This is a genomic window from Bartonella ancashensis, assembly GCF_001281405.1.
Classification (GTDB): Bacteria; Pseudomonadota; Alphaproteobacteria; order Rhizobiales; family Rhizobiaceae; genus Bartonella; species Bartonella ancashensis.
In genome coordinates, this window is record NZ_CP010401.1 from 453,256 (window position 1) to 471,559 (window position 18,304).

General features: G+C 39.0%; 14 protein-coding genes. 2 read left to right on the top strand and 12 right to left on the bottom strand.

Features of this window, described 5'->3' with window-relative positions; all coding sequences use genetic code 11:
* Positions 1–7: 7 nt before the first annotated feature.
* The 6 genes from mnhG to PU02_RS02025 are packed head-to-tail and all read right to left on the bottom strand — an operon-like array spanning position 8 to position 6,035.
* Positions 8–400 (bottom strand): monovalent cation/H(+) antiporter subunit G, encoded by a 393-nt coding sequence (gene mnhG / locus PU02_RS02000; protein WP_053943851.1) that lies wholly within the window; start codon positions 398–400, stop codon positions 8–10.
* Complete coding sequence (locus tag PU02_RS02005; RefSeq protein WP_053943852.1) at positions 397–678, bottom strand: K+/H+ antiporter subunit F; 282 nt, start codon at positions 676–678, stop codon at positions 397–399. Before PU02_RS02005 ends, mnhG begins: the two co-directional genes overlap by 4 nt.
* Positions 675–1,160: a Na+/H+ antiporter subunit E gene (locus tag PU02_RS02010; protein WP_053943853.1), complete on the bottom strand. Its 486-nt coding sequence runs from the start codon at positions 1,158–1,160 to the stop codon at positions 675–677. Before PU02_RS02010 ends, PU02_RS02005 begins: the two co-directional genes overlap by 4 nt.
* Positions 1,157–2,776 (bottom strand): monovalent cation/H+ antiporter subunit D, encoded by a 1,620-nt coding sequence (locus tag PU02_RS02015; protein WP_053943854.1) that lies wholly within the window; start codon positions 2,774–2,776, stop codon positions 1,157–1,159. The genes PU02_RS02010 and PU02_RS02015 overlap by 4 nt, the downstream gene beginning before the upstream one ends.
* The gene (locus PU02_RS02020; RefSeq protein WP_053943855.1) at positions 2,776–3,117 is read right to left on the bottom strand and encodes a Na+/H+ antiporter subunit C; all 342 of its coding nucleotides are present in this window, start codon (positions 3,115–3,117) and stop codon (positions 2,776–2,778) included. The genes PU02_RS02015 and PU02_RS02020 overlap by 1 nt, the downstream gene beginning before the upstream one ends.
* Positions 3,117–6,035: a monovalent cation/H+ antiporter subunit A gene (locus tag PU02_RS02025; RefSeq protein WP_236824021.1), complete on the bottom strand. Its 2,919-nt coding sequence runs from the start codon at positions 6,033–6,035 to the stop codon at positions 3,117–3,119. The genes PU02_RS02020 and PU02_RS02025 overlap by 1 nt, the downstream gene beginning before the upstream one ends.
* 618 nt (positions 6,036–6,653) lie before the next feature.
* Between PU02_RS02025 and PU02_RS02030 the strand changes: the two genes are divergently transcribed.
* Together PU02_RS02030 and PU02_RS02035 are read left to right on the top strand one after the other, a co-directional pair.
* Positions 6,654–7,751 (top strand): carboxynorspermidine decarboxylase, encoded by a 1,098-nt coding sequence (locus PU02_RS02030; protein ID WP_053943856.1) that lies wholly within the window; start codon positions 6,654–6,656, stop codon positions 7,749–7,751.
* Positions 7,752–7,804: 53 nt separating this feature from the next.
* Positions 7,805–9,043, top strand: a complete 1,239-nt coding sequence (locus PU02_RS02035; RefSeq protein ID WP_053943857.1) for a saccharopine dehydrogenase family protein — start codon at positions 7,805–7,807, stop codon at positions 9,041–9,043.
* A gap of 138 nt (positions 9,044–9,181) precedes the next feature.
* Here PU02_RS02035 and lpdA read toward each other — a convergent pair whose 3' ends face one another.
* The 6 genes from lpdA to mdh form a co-directional block, all read right to left on the bottom strand.
* A complete protein-coding gene (lpdA, locus tag PU02_RS02040; protein WP_053943858.1) occupies positions 9,182–10,588 on the bottom strand; it encodes a dihydrolipoyl dehydrogenase in 1,407 nt (468 codons plus the stop codon).
* Between the two features lie 30 nt (positions 10,589–10,618).
* A complete protein-coding gene (gene odhB / locus PU02_RS02045; RefSeq protein WP_053943859.1) occupies positions 10,619–11,821 on the bottom strand; it encodes a 2-oxoglutarate dehydrogenase complex dihydrolipoyllysine-residue succinyltransferase in 1,203 nt (400 codons plus the stop codon).
* A gap of 35 nt (positions 11,822–11,856) precedes the next feature.
* A complete protein-coding gene (locus PU02_RS02050) occupies positions 11,857–14,862 on the bottom strand; it encodes a 2-oxoglutarate dehydrogenase E1 component (RefSeq protein ID WP_053943860.1) in 3,006 nt (1,001 codons plus the stop codon).
* A gap of 135 nt (positions 14,863–14,997) precedes the next feature.
* Entirely contained in the window at positions 14,998–15,900 is a 903-nt protein-coding gene (sucD, locus tag PU02_RS02055; protein WP_053943861.1) for a succinate--CoA ligase subunit alpha, read from the bottom strand.
* A gap of 3 nt (positions 15,901–15,903) precedes the next feature.
* Complete coding sequence (gene sucC / locus PU02_RS02060; RefSeq protein WP_053943862.1) at positions 15,904–17,100, bottom strand: ADP-forming succinate--CoA ligase subunit beta; 1,197 nt, start codon at positions 17,098–17,100, stop codon at positions 15,904–15,906.
* Between the two features lie 83 nt (positions 17,101–17,183).
* Entirely contained in the window at positions 17,184–18,146 is a 963-nt protein-coding gene (mdh, locus tag PU02_RS02065; protein ID WP_053943863.1) for a malate dehydrogenase, read from the bottom strand.
* Between the last annotated feature and the right edge of the window lie 158 nt (positions 18,147–18,304).

Below are 18,304 nucleotides of genomic sequence, written 5' to 3' on the forward strand. Positions count from 1 at the left end.
TTGCGCTTCAATCGAGCTTTTTTGTTTTCAATTTAGTTCTTTCTTGCTCTTGTTGATGAATTAGAAAAGTGGGTGGTTTTTCTTGCCACCCCTTTGGAGGATCCCGGTAAGCTGCGGCTTGTGATAAAAGCATTGACGTTATTGGTATTGTCATAAGCAAAAATACTACTAATAATACTTCGTGAAAAATCAACTGATGATCTACAAATATTGAGTAGAAAAGTGATGCAGTAGCAATACTAATAGCTCCCCAACTTGCACCAAGCGAAGGTGTGTGAAGACGATCATAAAAAGTAGAAAAACGAATTAGACCTATCGTTCCAATAAGAGTAAGGCCAGATCCTATAATAAGGAAAATGGCAATGATAATAGCAAATAAGAGCGGTACATCGTCATTCATTCAATAATTTCCCCACGCATTAAAAATTTTGCTAAAGCGATACTTGAGATAGGACCTAATAACCCAATAATAAGGGCAACTTCAAAGTAAATATTTGTTCTTGAACGAATATCAAACACAAGAAATAAAAAAATAGCTGTCATATAAAAGGTGTCTAAACCCATGATACGATCCTGTGCTCTTGGTCCGCGAATCAAACGAAAGACCGCGAAAATCATCGCCAAACTTAAAAAAACTTGAGAGATAAACATACTCCAATAAAGAATCACCATACTCATGAAAAAATCTCCAAAAGCAATTGCTCATAACGTTGCTTGATGAATTGTGGATAGTTATTTCCATCATTTAAATTAAGAACGTGGATCAAAAGTTTATTATTTTTGCTATTATATGCAACCCAGATAGTTCCTGGAACCGCAGATAAAATGCATGCTAAAATAGCCAAAGATGTGCGATTTTTAAGAGAGAGGGGCACAACAACGAAACCAGACTGTTGTTCTGAATGCTTTTTTGTAAGAATAAACCAAGCAACAGCAATATTTGAGGTAATTGAATCAACAAAAATCCGATAAAGCAATCGAAAAAAAGGGTTCCAATTTTTAACCCTGATGGTTTCTGGCTCAAGGAACCGCATCATCCACCCTCCCAGTAAAGCAACTGCAGTTCCCACAAAAAATTGGCCCATACTAAAACCGCTTAAAAGCAGCCACATTAAAATAATTCCACTACTTAAAAAAGGGTAAGGCAAAAAGCACTTCATGGTTTTTTTCCTGGAATTTTTAAAGGTAAGTCAGTTAAGACACTTCCGATATAGTTCTGAGGGTTGTGCAAGATTTTAGCAGTTTCAGACATATAACTACCCACAGGACCCGCCATAATAGTCATCATTAAACATAAAGTAAGAAGAGCTGCTATAGGTGCAAACTCGATCACCTGTGCACATAGTTCTCTTCCCTCAAGAGAGGCCCAAAATATTCGAATCCCCGTTCGCACCATTGCAATCAAGGCAGCAAAACCAGAAATAATAACTAAAATAGCCACAATCCAATCACGCGTAGCTAACATATAAGACGATGAATTGCTTTCACTTAAATTAAAAATAGCTACAAGCATCATAAATTTTGCAACGAAACCAGAAAAAGGTGGTAGTCCAACAATGAGAATCGTACAGACAGCAAAACAAGATCCAAGAATTGCTAAAGTTGCTGGCAAATAAGTACCAACTTCATCTTCTTCTTCATCTTCTTCACCATATACTTCCATTGTAACAGCCAAAACATTAGGAGACATATCTTTGTTGCACTCCACAAGTTCTGCCAAAAGAAAAAAAGCACCAAGTGTCAAAGTTGAAGATACAATATAAAAAAGTGCCCCTGATATAAGAGCTTGATTACCCATTCCAATCGCTGTTAATAAAATACCAGAAGACACAAGAACACTATAAGCTGCTAAACGCCCCACAACCTGACTTGCTAGTACTCCGGTGATACCAAAAACCAAAGTAGCTAATCCCCCATAGAAAAGAACTATATGACCAAAATGAGTAAAATACCCATCCTCAGAACCAAACCATAAAAGTGTTAAACGCAAAATAACATAGATACCAACTTTACTTAGAATTGCGAAAGCAGCACTCACAGGGGCGGCAGCTGCACTATAAATTGGTGTTAACCAAAAATTGAGAGGCCACATACCAGCCTTAAGTAAAAAGACGATTCCTAAAAATGCTGCGCCAATCTCAAATAAAACAACATCTTCTTTGGCTATATGCTGCATTTTAATAGCCAAATCAGCCATGTTAAGTGTGCCAGTAACCCCATAAATCAAAGCTGAACCGATTAAGAAAAATAATGAAGCAACGAGATTAATCACAATATAATGCATGCCTGCGCGCACCCGTGACTGTCCTGAACCATGTAAACCAAGCCCATAGGAAGCTGTTAACATTACTTCAAAAAATACAAATAAATTAAAAAGATCACCTGTTAAGAAAACGCCATTAAGCCCCATAATAAAAAACTGCATCAGGGATTGAAAATGGGGACCAGCCTTGTACCAATAAGCACGCGCAAAAACCAACACAGCTGTGGTTAATAAACTTGATAGCAAAAGCATCATAACACTTAAACGATCAAGAACTAATACAATACCAAAGGGAGGAAGCCAGTTACCAAGATGATAAACATCTGTGGCTGGTGTAATTTCAAGAGTACGTGCAAATAGTAAAACAGAAACAACAATCAAAGAACTCGCAGAAATAAGACCGACGAGTGATTTAAATTTTGAACGACGTTCTTCGTAAAAAAGGAGCGTTGCTCCAGTAATTAACGGTAAAAGAATAGGCACAATAATCAAATGACGTAACCAAACATCCATTACTTCACCTCACGTCCATCAACATGATCTGAACCTGTTAAACCGCGTAAAACTAAAAGAATAACCAAAAATAAAGCTGTTGTTGCAAAACCAATCACAATAGCTGTTAAAACCAAGGCCTGTGGTAAAGGATCAGCATAGTTAGTTAAATTCACTATATCAGAAGGAGGCACAATAGGTGCTACATTACTACGCGGTCTGCCCATAGCAAAGATGAACAGATTAACACCATAAGAAGTTAATGATAAACCAAGGATAACCTGAAAAGTTCTTGGACGTAAAAGAAGCCAAATCCCTGATCCAATAAAAACACCAATGCCTAAAGAAAGAATAATTTCCATTAATTTTCCTTCTCTTTATCTACAAATTTCTTACCAACTCGGTGAATACGGATTGATTGGTGGGCAATTGCAATCAAAATAAGAACAGTTGCTCCCAAAACCAATGAAAACACACCCAAATCAAACAAAAATGCAGATGCTATAGGAACTTTTCCAATAAAAGGAAAACTTACATATTGAAATGATGATGTTAAAAAAGGGAACTTAAAAAACCAAGAACCAATCCCTGTCGCTACCGATAATAACAAACCAAAACCCATCCATCGCAGAGGTAAAACTCGTAAATGAGTTTCCACCCAGCGAATGTTTGCAACAAGATATTGCAAAATAAATCCTATCGCTAAAGTTACACCACCAGCAAATCCACCTCCTGGAAGATCATGTCCACGCATAAAGAGATAAATTGCAAAAGCAATGATAATAGGAAAGAACCAATGCATCATAACAGAAGGAATGGCCAGATAATCTGATAAAGTATCTCCTGCTCTACGGTTAGGTTGTGCTGTATCAAAAGCCATCTGCATACGTTGTTGAAATGGCGCATCAATACTTTCAGGAGCAGGACGAAAACGCCGTAAAAGAGCAAAAACAGTTAAAGAAACAATCCCTAAAACAACGATTTCTCCCATAGTATCAAAACCACGAAAATCCACTAGCAACACATTAACGACATTGCGACCGCCAGCAGCAGAATATGAATGAGTAAGGAAAAAATCAGAAATTGTTGTTCCTTGAGGGCGTGTCATCATGGCAAATGAGAACCATGCCATACCTGCCCCCCCAATTAATGCTATAATAAAATCGCATCCTCGACGCATATATACTGTTAAATTGTCCGGCGGTTGAGTAGTATTGTGATAACGTTTTGGTAACCATCGCAAACCAAGAAGCAAAAGAACTGTTGTTACAATTTCGACTACTAGTTGCGTTACAGCTAAATCAGGTGCAGAAAGCCACAAAAATGTCGCGCAGGTTGTCAAACCTGCTCCTCCTAAAAGCATCAATGATGCTAACCGATGAAATTTCGCTTGCCAAGCAACAAGGAGCGCACAACTCCCACCAATCAACCAAAGAACAATAAAAGGAAGATCAGGCGGAAAAAGTGGCAACGCACCAGGAACGATCAAACCATCATTCCAAAACAAAAATGCAATAAAGAGAAAACATAAATAAACAACCCAATGTAACTGAGGTTGTAAGCGACGTGTTGATAAAAAAGATTCCAACGCACGCGCCCATTTCCAAGAAATAATCACGTGAATTCGCTCAAAAATACGCTGTCCTTTAAAATGGCGAAAGAACGGAGGCCCTTCTTCACATGATAAAAAATAACGATGTCCTACAGTGTAGAGGAGTACACCCCCTAACAACGCCAAACAACTCATAATCAATGGTGTATTAAAACCGTGCCAAACAGCCAAACTATAAGAAGGCGCAGCAGACCCCAAAACAGCAACAACTGCATTGTCTAAAATAGATCCTATTGTCAAATTCGGAAGAATACCAACTGCCAAACAAATAAAAACCAAAAATTCTATTGGAAAGCGCATAAAACGAGGAGGCTCACGAGGTATTTTAGGTAAATCTATAGGTTTTTTACCCCAAAAAACACCGTGAATAAAACGTACGGAATATGTGACACTAAACAAACTTGCCAACGTTGCCACATAAGGTGCAACCTGATCTAGCCATGATTCCATGTGGGTCTCAACAGCTTCAGCAAAAAACATTTCTTTTGATAAAAAACCATTCAGCAAAGGAACACCTGCCATTGCTGCACTTGCAACTAGGGCAAGAGTCCCTGTAATAGGCATATAATGAAAAAGGCCTGTTAATTTACGCATATCACGTGTGCCTGTTTCATGATCGATGATACCTGCGGCCATAAATAAAGAAGCTTTAAAGGTCGCATGATTGGCCATATGAAAAATTGCTGCAACACATGCAAGTGGACTACCAAGACTCAAAAGTGTTGTAATCAAACCAAGATGACTAATAGTCGAATAGGCAAGCAAACCCTTTAAATCATGCTGAAACATTGAAAAATATGCTCCGATTAATAATGTCGTCAATCCAGCAAAACCAACGAGAAAAAACCAAGATTCTGTCCCTGATAAAACTGGCCATAAACGAACAAGTAAGAATAAACCTGCTTTAACCATTGTTGCTGAATGAAGATAAGACGATACAGGTGTTGGAGCAGCCATTGCATTAGGAAGCCAAAAATGAAAAGGAAACTGTGCACTTTTGGTTAATCCTCCTAACAAAACACAAATAAGCACTGCATTATAAAGGGGATGGGATCGTATCAAATCTCCAGATTGTAGAATTATATCTAAATCAAAACTTTCAACGATATGACCTATGAGCAAAACACCAATAAAGAGTGCGAAACCGCCAAAGCCTGTAATAGTTAAGGCCATACGTGCTCCCTCTCGAGCACTAGCATTATGATACCAATAACCGATCAATAAAAAGGAAAAAACACTTGTCAATTCCCAGAAAATTACTAAAAAACAAGATTTCCAGATAGGACTATTCCTGTCATCGACCCCATAAAGGCAAGAAAAAAGAAAAAATCGAGGAACTGGATCTGCTGGATCCATATAGTAGCGCGCGTAAACAACAACAAGTAACCCTATACCCGTAATCAAAAGACAAAAAAGCCATGACAAACCGTCCATGCGCAAAGTCATGTCAACGCCCCATTCTGGAAGCCAGGGAATATTCAAACGAGCCACATTATTTCCGCGAACAGCCGGATAAAGCATGATCGTAAAAAGGAGACTAAAAAGTGCAATAGCTCCTGCAAACCACGCTTCATTATTCTTAGCTGTTGAACGAAAAAAGCCAATGATAACACTTCCTCCAAAGGGAAGCAAAATCAGCAATATCAACATTGCTCCCTGTGTTGCCATTCCTCAAACTCCATATTTGACTTCAAAGGTACGGTCGTTGAAAAATAAAACGTAAAACACAGCACCGTATCCTATATCTTTGTATCCTTACAATAATAAGATTTAAATAAAACTTAAAAACACCGTAACCCTCAACAAAATAACCACTTTCATAAAAAAATGATCCTATGCACAATGATTAAGGTTTTCTATTCTCTACTTGCCTCTTAGTCTTTTAATGATAGTTAAAACCTTTCATAAGTAGTATTATTTTAATGAATATAAATTCTCTCCATAAAATGAGAGATTTCGTCTACTTTCAGCGGAAAAAATATCTACATTTATTGAGGTAGTTGTTGATACTGCTCTGAGCACTAGAAAGTTCTTTGTCGTAAGAACTATAACTATCATCTCCATAATTTTAAAATGATCAAATATTCCATATTTTACTACAATTTCTAAAGCCTTATTCTTGTTGAATTAAGATAAAACAATAAAAATAAAACATGACTACAAAATTTGTCTTTTACCAAATGGCAAATAGATTCTTTTTGAGAACTTTTCTTCTTGAGATATTATGTTTCTATCACTACTAAACAATAATGTTGATATGAAGCTTTTCCAAAGAATGGATTAACAATGATCAAAACTCCTTATTATCTCATAGATAAATCCAAATTGATCAAAAATATGGAAATTATCGTTCGTTTACGAGAAATGTCAGGAGCCAAAATTTTGCTTGCTCTAAAATGTTTTGCAACATGGAGTCTTTTTGATTTTATGTCAAAATATATGGATGGAACAACATCATCGTCTCTTTATGAATTACGTTTGGGCAAAGAAAAATTCAGCAAAGAAACTCATGCTTACTCCGTTGCTTGGGCAGATCATGAAATAGATGAAGCATGTCATTATGCAGATAAGATAATTTTTAACTCAATTCAGCAACTTTTGCATTTTTCTGATGCAACACAAAAGATTCCACGTGGTCTAAGACTAAACCCAGGGATAAGTGCATCAAACTTTGATCTTGCAAATCCCTCACGTCCTTTCAGTCGTTTAGGTGAAACAAATCAAGATGCCATAGAAGAAATCTTACCTTTCATTAATGGGTTAATGATCCACAATAATTGTGAAAACGCTGATTTTAACCTTTTCAATCAAATGTTAGATCATATTGAAGAAAAATTTAAAAAACTATTTTTTTCAGTTGATTGGGTCAGCCTTGGTGGTGGAATCCACTTTACAGCCCCTAATTATCCTCTACATGCATTTGCAGAACGCTTAAAGCGTTTTTCCGAAACTTATAACGTCACTATTTTTTTAGAACCAGGAGAGGCTGCAATTACAGAAAGCACAACATTAGAGGTGAGTGTTCTCGACACAATGTATAACGAAAAAAAGATAGCTATCGTCGATAGTTCAACAGAAGCCCATATGCTTGATCTGCTGATTTATCAGGAAAGTGCAAAATTACAACCAAATCAAGGATCACATGAAATTATGATTTGTGGAAAATCTTGTCTTGCTGGCGATATTTTTGGAACATTCCAATTTCCCCACTCTCTAAAAATAGGTGATAGACTATCTTTTCAAGATGCAGCAGGATACACAATGGTTAAGAAAAATTGGTTCAATGGTATCACAATGCCTAGTATTGTTATCAAAGAACTTGATGGAACTTTAACTCTGCAACGTCAATTCAGTTATAACGATTACCAAAGCAGTCTGTCGTGACAGACAATAAAAGTTATCATGCAGCAAGCAATACTAAAAGGAGAGAGACCTCAATGAAGAAAAATGTTCTCATTATTGGTGCCGGGGGTGTCGCACAAGTTATTGCACATAAATGTGCTAAAAACAATGATATTCTTGGTGAAATCCATATTGCTTCACGAACACTTTCAAAATGTGAGGCAATCATTACTTCCGTTAAAAATAAACAAGCAAGCAAAGTCGAAAAAACTATAAAAGGTCACGCACTTGATGCAATGAACATAACAGAAACTATACAACTTATTCGAAAGAATAGGTGTGAAATTGTTATCAATGTTGCTTCTCCTTTTACCAATATGTCTGTTCTCTCCGCCTGTATCGAAACTAAATGCGCCTATATTGATACCGCAATCCACGAAGATCCCCTGAAAATTTGTGAAACGCCACCATGGTATGGAAATTACGAATGGCCACGACGCGAAGAATGCAAAAAAGCTGAAGTAACTGCCATTTTAGGAGCAGGTTTTGATCCTGGCGTAGTTAATTCTTATGCTGCATTCGCTCAGGATAATTATTTTGATACAATCTCTGATATCGATATTATTGACATTAACGCAGGAAATCACGGACGTTGGTTTGCTACAAACTTCGATCCAGAAACAAATTTTAGAGAGTTTACAGGGCAGGTATGGTCATGGCAAAATAGAAAATGGGTTTCTAACAAAATGTTTGAAATTAGTCATGAATGGGATCTTCCTGTCGTTGGTAAACAGAAAGCTTATATGACAGGGCATGACGAGATACATTCGCTATCTAAAAATCTCAACGTTCCAAATATTCGATTCTGGATGGGATTTGGCGAACGATACATCACTGTTTTTACGGTCCTAAAAAATCTTGGTCTTCTCTCTGAGCAACCTATTAAAACCGCAGAAGGTCAAGAAGTTGTTCCTTTAAAAGTTACAAAAGCTGTTTTACCTGATCCAGCCTCTTTAGCACCAGACTACACTGGAAAAACTTGCATTGGCGATCTTATTAAAGGCAATAAAGACGGAAATATGAGGGAGATTTTTATCTATAATATTACCGATCACAAGCAGGCCTTTAATGAAACCGGTGCACAGGGAATATCTTACACGGCTGGTGTACCAGCTGTCGCCGCTGCCCTTCTCATTGCTACCGGAGAATGGGATATTAAAACGATGGCAAATGTGGAAGAATTACCACCTCGCCCTTTCCTTAAATATCTTGACAGCATGGGGCTATCAACTCATGTGAGAGAAGCAGGAAAAGACAAAAAATTAGAATTCTAACTTTACTACATGAAAAATAACAGGATTACCTTTTCAAGTAGGTAATCCTGTTGATCTATTGCTCTTAACAAGAAGGCTGAACTTTTTAGACGGTTCCCTTAAAATAATACTCCGCACAGCTTCGTGTAACCACCTAATTTAAATGTGAAGAGGCTTGGAAAAAGCTGCCAAAGCTGCTTCCCGTACAGCTTCCGACAAAGTAGGATGAGCATGGCAACAACGGCCCAAATCTTCTGATGAACCACCGAATTCCATTAAAACAGCAATTTCATGGATCATCTCTCCAGCACCAAACCCAAGAATATGTCCACCTAAAACACGATCTGTTTCCTTATCTGCAAGAATTTTAATAAATCCACTACTCTTTTGCATTGCACGTGCGCGCCCATTAGCCATGAATGGAAATTTGCCGACATTATAGAGAATACCAGCGGCCTTAAGTTCTTCTTCTGTTTTTCCTACACTAGCAACCTCTGGCTGCGTGTAAACAACACTAGGAATAACTTCAAAGTTAACATGTCCTTTCTGACCAGCTAAAATTTCAGCTACAGCTACACCCTCTTCTTCAGCTTTATGGGCTAACATTGGATCTTTAATAACGTCACCGATCGCATAAATATTTGGAATATTAGTCTGCCAGCTCGTATTAACTGCGATAAAACCACGTTCATCCAGTTGAATACCAATTTCTGCAAGACCAAGATCGTTTGTATAAGGACGACGCCCCGTGGCAATTAAAACAACATCAGCTTCTAAAGTTTCACTCAAACCACCTTTAACAGCTTCAAAAACGACTTGAGCACCAGAAGCAGAATGTGTGACTGCTGTCACTTTAGCACCAAGTTTATATTCAATACCTTGACTTTCCATCAATTTTTGAAATTGCCGTGAAACTTCACCATCTATTGATCCCAATACTTTATCAAGAAACTCAACAACCGTGACTTGTGTTCCCAGACGACTCCATACCGAACCAAGCTCCGAACCGATAACACCAGCACCAATCACAACCATACGTTTTGGAACTTTTTCAAGGGATAAAGCTCCCGTAGAAGATACAATTATCTTCTCATCTATTTCTACATCTATGCCTGGAATAGTTGCAATATCTGAACCTGTTGCAATGACAATGTTTCTTGCTTCAATAACTTGTTGATTACCATCCTTAGCTACAACTTCAACTCGATTTGTCCCCGAGATCTTAGCCATACCCAAAAAGACATCGATTTTATTTTTCTTCATTAGAAAAGAAATACCACTTGTATTGGCTGTCACAACGGACCTTTTATGCGCCATCATCTTTTCAAGGTTTAGCTCAGGCTTAGAAATAGAGATCCCAAGTGTCTCGAAGCCATGCTGTGCTTCAGCAAATACTTCTGAAGCATATAACAACGCCTTGGAAGGAATACAACCAACATTAAGACATGTTCCCCCCAATGCTGCACGTTTTTCCACGATAGCAGTTTTTAAACCTAATTGCGCTGCTTTAATCGCTGCAACATAACCTCCTGGACCTGCCCCTATCACAACAACATCATAAGACATTGGCTTTTCCTTTCATACCGAAACCGTATTTTACAGATCAAGAACAAGGCGTTCTGGATCCTCCAAACTCTCCTTAACACGTACAAGAAAAGTGACAGCTTCCTGCCCATCGACAATGCGGTGATCGTAAGAAAGTGCCAAATACATCATTGGACGAATGACAATCTGTCCCCCAACAACTACTGCGCGCTCTTTAATTGCATGCATTCCTAAAATACCAGACTGCGGTGCATTCAAAATTGGTGTCGACATCAAAGACCCGTAAACACCACCATTTGTAATAGTAAATGTTCCGCCTTGCATATCTGTTACAGCTAATTTTCCATCACGAGCCAAACGCCCTAAACGGCCAATTTCTTTTTCAATTTCTGCAATTGACATCTGATCTGCATCACGAACAACTGGAACTACAAGCCCCTTATCTGTCCCAACAGCTATTCCAGCATTGACATAATTTTTATAAATAATATCTGTTCCATCAATTTCTGCATTAACAGCAGGAAGTTCCTTTAATGCATGACAAACAGCTTTCGTGAAAAAACCCATGAAACCAAGCTTAACAGCATGCTTTTTTTCAAAGATATCCTTATAACGTTTGCGCAAATCCATAACAGCAGACATGTCAACTTCATTAAATGTAGTTAACATCGCAGCTGTATTTTGTGCATCCTTAAGACGACGTGCTATCGTCTGACGCAACTTCGTCATACGAACCCGTTCTTCACGTACTCCATCAACAGATACAGTTGTAGGAATAGACACAGAAGTATCCTTTGTTTTTCCCCGTACTAGCGCACCAAGAACATTTTCTTTAAGAATTTGTCCCCGTTTTCCAGAACCCACAATATCGCTTTTTTTCAAATCATTTTCAACCATTAGCTTTGCTGCTGCAGGAGAGGGAGGCATTGAATTTTCTGAAAGCACCGAAGTTGATGCAGAAAGCATCCCCAATTTAGCCCCAGAAGGAGCAGACGGTGCTAATGATGGAGATGCAGCCCCAGCTTCAACCAATCCCAGAAGAGCTTTGAGCTCAACTGTATCACCTTCTTTTGCAACAATTTCAGATAATTTTCCCGCAACAGGAGAGGGAACTTCAACTGTCACTTTATCAGTTTCTAGTTCAACTAAAGCCTCATCCACAGCTACGGTCTCGCCACACTGTTTAAACCATTTGCCAACGGTTGCCTCAGTAACCGATTCGCCCAAAAGAGGAACACGAATTTCAGTAGCCATAATATTTTTCCATATACGTCAGAGTAACAATTAACTTAAGAACCCAACGCGCTCTCAAGAAACGCGGCAAGTTGTTCGAGATGTTTAGACACAAGTCCAACTGCTGGTGATGCACTTGCAGGACGTCCTGCATAACGTGCACGGGAATATTTTGCATGAATATGAGTTAAAACCCATTCCAAATAAGGCTCAACAAAAGACCAAGCCCCCATATTCTTAGGCTCTTCTTGACACCAAACTATTTCTGCCTTTAAGAAGCGAGAAAGCACATTAACCAAAGCTTTCGCAGGGAAAGGATAAAGCTGCTCGATACGAAGCAGATAAATATCATTAATCCCTCTTTTTTCGCGCTCTTCACAAAGATCATAGTAAACCTTCCCCGTACAGATAACAACACGGCGAATTTTACTATCTTTTTGTAATGTAATCGCAGAATCTTTGGAAAATTCTGCATCATCAAGCAATAAACGATTAAAATCTGTTCCCAATCCCATATCATTTAAAGAAGAAACAGCTTTCTTATGACGTAAAAGTGATTTTGGTGTCATTAAAATCAACGGTTTTCTAAAAGGACGCCTAATTTGTCGACGTAAAATGTGAAAATAATTCGCGGGAGTCGTACAATAAGCAACCTGCATATTATCTTCTGCACAAAGTTGAAGATAACGCTCCAAACGCGCTGAGGAATGCTCTGGCCCTTGTCCTTCAAAACCATGCGGTAATAAACATACAAGACCAGACATGCGAAGCCATTTACGTTCTGCAGATGAAATAAATTGATCAAAAATAACCTGAGCACCATTAGCAAAATCACCAAATTGTGCTTCCCAAAGTGTTAAGCTATGGGGCTCAGCAAGTGAATAACCATATTCAAAACCAAGAACAGCTTCTTCGGAAAGCATAGAATTCACAGCCTCGTAAATGGCTTGTCCTTCTTGCAGGTTATTTAAGGGGACAAAACGAGCTTCACTTTCTTGATCATAAAGAACTGAATGACGCTGAGAAAAGGTTCCACGCTCAACATCTTCACCAGAAAGACGCACAGGGACACCCTCCAAACAAAGTGAACCAAAAGCCAATGCTTCAGCCGTTGCCCAGTCAAATCCTTCCCCAGTTTCAAACATTCGAGCACGATTACTTAAAAAACGTTGAACTGTTTTATGAACGTGAAAATCTGATGGAATTTTAACCAAACCCTGTCCGATTTTCTTTAAAACACTTAATTCTACACCTGTTATCTCGGTATGCTGTTCATCAACATTATTAGCAGCTTTAAGACCCGTCCACTTTCCACCAAGCCAATCAGCTTTATCTACTTTATAAGAATTTCCAGCTTCAAATTCAACTTCCAGCTTATCGCACCATACTTTCTTCTTTTTCTCAATTTCTTCCGGACCAATTACTCCTTCCTTGGTTAATTGATCACCATAAATCTGAACAACCGTTTTATGATTGCGGATTGCTTTATACATGAGAGGTTGCGTAAATGAAGGTTCATCGCCCTCATTATGCCCATAACGGCGATAACAAAACATATCAATTACGACTGGCTTATGAAAAGTCTGACGAAACTCTGTTGCCATTTTTACGACAAAAACAACAGCTTCAGGATCATCCCCATTCACATGAAAGACAGGAGCACTAATCATTTTTGCGACATCAGATGGATAAGACGAGGATCGTGATAAACAAGGATTCGTTGTGAACCCAATCTGATTATTAATGATTATATGAATAGAACCAGCAACACAATATCCTTCTAAACCCGAAAGACCAAAAGTTTCTTGAAGAACTCCCTGTCCTGCAAACGCCGCATCACCATGAATTAACAACGGAATTACTTTCGAACGTTCTGCCAATGGAATAGGCTTAGTACGTGTTGGTCCTGCAAGCTGATCCTGCTTAGCACGCGCTTTCCCAATAACAACCGGATTCACAATTTCCAAATGTGAAGGATTGGATAAAAGTGACAAATGGACCATTTTACCGTCAAATTCACGATCCACAGACGCCCCTAAATGATATTTTACATCACCGGAACCTTCAACGTCATCAGGTTTATAAGAGCCACCTTTAAATTCATGAAAAATAGCTCTATGTGATTTCGACAGAATCTGCGAAAGAACATTTAGACGACCACGATGAGCCATTCCAATAATAACTTCTTGCACACCAAGAGAGCTGCCACATCTGATAAGTTTTTCGAGAGCAGGAATGAGCGCCTCACCACCATCAAGGCCAAAACGCTTTGCCCCCTTATATTTCTTATCCAGAAACTGTTCAAAACCTTCTGCTTCAACAAGTTTATCAAAAATAGCCCTTCTATCTTCTTTGGAAAAGACGCTTTTTCTATCTGTTTTTTCAATACGCTCCTGGATCCAAGCTCTTTGCATAGGGTCAGAAATATGCATATATTCTACCCCGATCGTTGAGAAATAAACACGATTAAGAATTTCAAGAATTTGAGGAATAGTTGCGTATTCTAGTCCCAGAACGTTATCAATAAAAATAGGTCGATCATAATCACTAGGACCAAAGCCATAAGTCTTTGGGGATAGTTCTTCATAATCTTCTAATTTTTCTGCCCGTTGAAGTGGATCAAGATGTGCATGAAGATGTCCGTGAGTACGAAAAGCACGGATCATCATTAAAGCGTTAACTGAATCACGAGTTGCCTGGATAATATCTTGTTGGGAAGAAAGTGTCCCTTTCTCTTTCGATACAGCAGCAACCGTCGCTTTTTCTTTCAATTTATCATTGAAATGCTTTTCAAGAACAGGCCAATCACCATCTAAAGCAGAAACTAATTCTCCACTTTCCTTCAAAGGCCAATGATCACGCCGCCAAGATGCACCCGTAGCATTTTTGAAAACATCCTCTTTGTTATCCTCTACACTTTCAAAAAAAGAGCGCCATTCCAGATCAACACTAGAAGGATTTTTCTCATATTCGGCATAAAGCTGGCTTATGTAATTTGCATTTCCACCGTATAAAAACGATGTTTGAGCAAAAAGATCATTTATCTTATCTTGCTTCGCCATATATCCTTTCGGAACACATGCTCCGTCTCCCTGATGTACTCACACTATCTTTTAACAAAAACGTTAAAAAATCGAAGGGCTTCAACTCTATCATAAACTACTTAAAGGTGGGCTGGTAACCCTTAAATTATGTTTTTACCCCTTCAAAACCGAGACTAATGTTTTACCCAATTGTGATGGAGAGGGAGAAACATGAATACCAGCGGACTCCATTGCTGCTATCTTATCCTCTGCTCCGCCTTTACCGCCAGAAATTACAGCACCAGCATGCCCCATCGTGCGTCCCGGAGGAGCTGTACGACCAGCAACAAATCCAACTACCGGTTTTTTACGTCCCTTTTTGGCTTCATCCGCGAGGAACTGTACAGCATCTTCTTCTGCAGAACCACCAATTTCACCAATCATAACGATTGACTCAGTTTCATCGTCCGCCAAGAACATCTCCAGCACATCAATGAACTCTGTTCCTTTGACAGGATCACCACCAATACCAACAGCTGTCGTTTGCCCTAAACCTTCATAACTTGTTTGAAAAACTGCTTCGTAAATCAAGGTCCCTGAGCGAGAAACGACACCAACAGATCCTTTTTTGAAAATAGAACCTGGCATGATACCAATCTTACATTCATGAGGAGTCAGAACACCTGGACAATTAGGCCCGACCAAACGCGACCTCGACTTTTCTAATCTTGCCTTAACTTTAACCATATCCATAACCGGTATACCCTCAGTGATACAAACAATGAGGTCGATTTCAGCATCTATGGCTTCTATAATAGCCTCTGCAGCTCCTGCAGGGGGAACGTAAATAACTGAAGCGTTGGCGCCTGTTTTTTCCTTACCTTCCATAACGCTGGCAAAAATAGGAAGAGTTTCACCTTTTGCTCCTTCCCAAACTTCTCCTCCCTTTTTTGGGTTAATACCACCAACCATCTTGGTACCATGGTAGGCAAGAGCTTGTTCTGTATGAAAAGTTCCTGTCTTGCCTGTAAGGCCTTGAACCAGAACTTTTGTATTCTTATCGACAAGAATTGACATAGATTAAGCTCCTTTTACAGCAGCAACAATTTTCTGAGCCGCATCATCCAAATCATCGGCAGAAATGACATTTAAACCACTATCATTGATAATGGCCTTACCCTGCTCAACATTAGTTCCTTCAAGACGCACAACCAAGGGTACTTTCAAGCCAACTTCCTTAACGGCAGCAATTACCCCCTCTGCAATAACATCACAGCGCATAATTCCACCGAAAATGTTGACCAAGATTCCTTTGACATTCGGATCAGCCGTAATAATTTTGAAAGCTGAGGCAACCTTTTCTTTCGAAGCACCACCGCCAACATCAAGAAAATTAGCTGGCTCCGCCCCATAAAGCTTTATAATATCCATCGTTGCCATAGCAAGACCTGCGCCATTAACCATGCAACCAATTGTGCCATCAAGGGCGATATAAGCAAGCCCGTGTTTTGACGCCTCAATTTCCCTTGAATCTTCCTCTGAAATATCACGCAATTCTAAAATATCTGAATGTCTAAATAATGCATTATTATCAAAAGAAACTTTTGCATCAAGAACACGCAAATTCCCATTTTTCATAATGATAAGCGGATTGATTTCAAGAAGACTCATGTCTTTTTCACAAAAAGCTTTATAAAGGATCGGAAAAAGTTTTTCACCATCTGTGCGTGCAGTACCACTCAAATTTAAGGCATCACAAAGTTTTTCACAATCTTTATCGGTTACACCCTGCACTGGATCAATGGAAAGAGTAACTATTTTTTCCGGAGTTTCTTCAGCAATAGTTTCTATATCCATCCCCCCTTCTGTTGAAACAACAAAAGCAACGCGACCCGTTACACGATCAACCAAAAGAGAAAGATAAAGCTCCTTTTCTATATCAGCACCATCTTCAATATAAAGACGATTAACCTGCTTGCCCTCTGGACCTGTTTGTTTCGTGACCAAAGATTTACCAAGCATTTCTTTTACATTGGCGACAACTTCTTCAACTGAGTTTGCAAGACGAACGCCTCCCTTTGCATCAGGATCAAGTTCTTTAAACTTTCCCTTACCACGACCGCCTGCGTGAATCTGGCTTTTTACTACATAAAGCGGTCCAGGTAATTTCTTTGCCCACCTCTCAGCCTGCTCCACAGAATAAACGGCAACACCATTTGCAACTGGCGCACCATATTCATGAAGAAGACGTTTAGCCTGATATTCATGGATATTCATTCACTTTCCCTCTTCACTACACAAATAACGCAATTAAACCTCACAATCTAAACACTCCACTGCAATCAGCAGAATTTTATTCTTCACTTAAGGCTGGGTGCAATGGTAACACACACCTTACAAAGCTCTCGTACTGCATTTACAGATTTTTCAAAAGCATTTTTTTCATCATCATTGAGACTAATTTCTAATATTCGTTCAACACCGCCAGAACCAATAACGACAGGCACACCAACATACACATCCTTAACTCCATATTCACCAGAAAGGTGAGCAGCGACAGGAAGCACACGTTTAGTGTCTTTTAAATAAGCTTCCGCCATGGAAATAGCGGAAGATGCTGGCGCATAAAAAGCTGAACCTGTTTTTAATAAACCAACTATTTCCGCACCACCATCACGTGTACGCTGAACAAGCTGATCTATTTTTTCCTGAGTTATCCAACCCATCTTTACAAGATCAGGCAAAGGAATACCACTTACTGTCGAATAACGCACGAGTGGCACCATGGTGGCACCATGTCCTCCTAAAACAAATGCCGTCACATCTTTAACAGAAACATTCAATTCCTCAGATAAAAAGTAACGAAACCGTGCCGAATCAAGAACACCTGCCATCCCAACAACTTTATGTGCAGGCAAACCTGAAAACTTCTGCAAAGCCCATACCATCGCATCAAGAGGATTAGTAACACAAATGACAAATGCCGAAGATGCATATCTCTTAATACCGGCACCGACTTGCTCCATAACCTTTAAATTAACATTTAAAAGGTCATCACGACTCATGCCAGGTTTACGTGCAATACCTGCAGTTACAATAACAACATCAGCTCCCTCAATAGCTTCGTAAGTGTGAGTTCCCATTAAACCAACGTCAAAACCATCAACCGGCGAAGATTCAGCAATATCTAGAGCCTTACCCCGCGATACACCTTCTGTAATATCAAACAAAACAACATCACCAAGCTCTTTAAGTCCTATCATATGAGCTAATGTACCCCCAATCATACCTGAACCAATAAGAGCTATTTTTCTTCGTTTCATTTTTTTCTCCCTAAACTTTTACCGGATAATCACACATAAAAAGCCCCGCATCAACATCCTGCATATTTTCTAAAATCTAATACAAACGATTATTACTAATAGAAAAGAACAAAACTTATTCAAGCCTTTTACTAAAATGCAAAATTCCTTACAGCAAT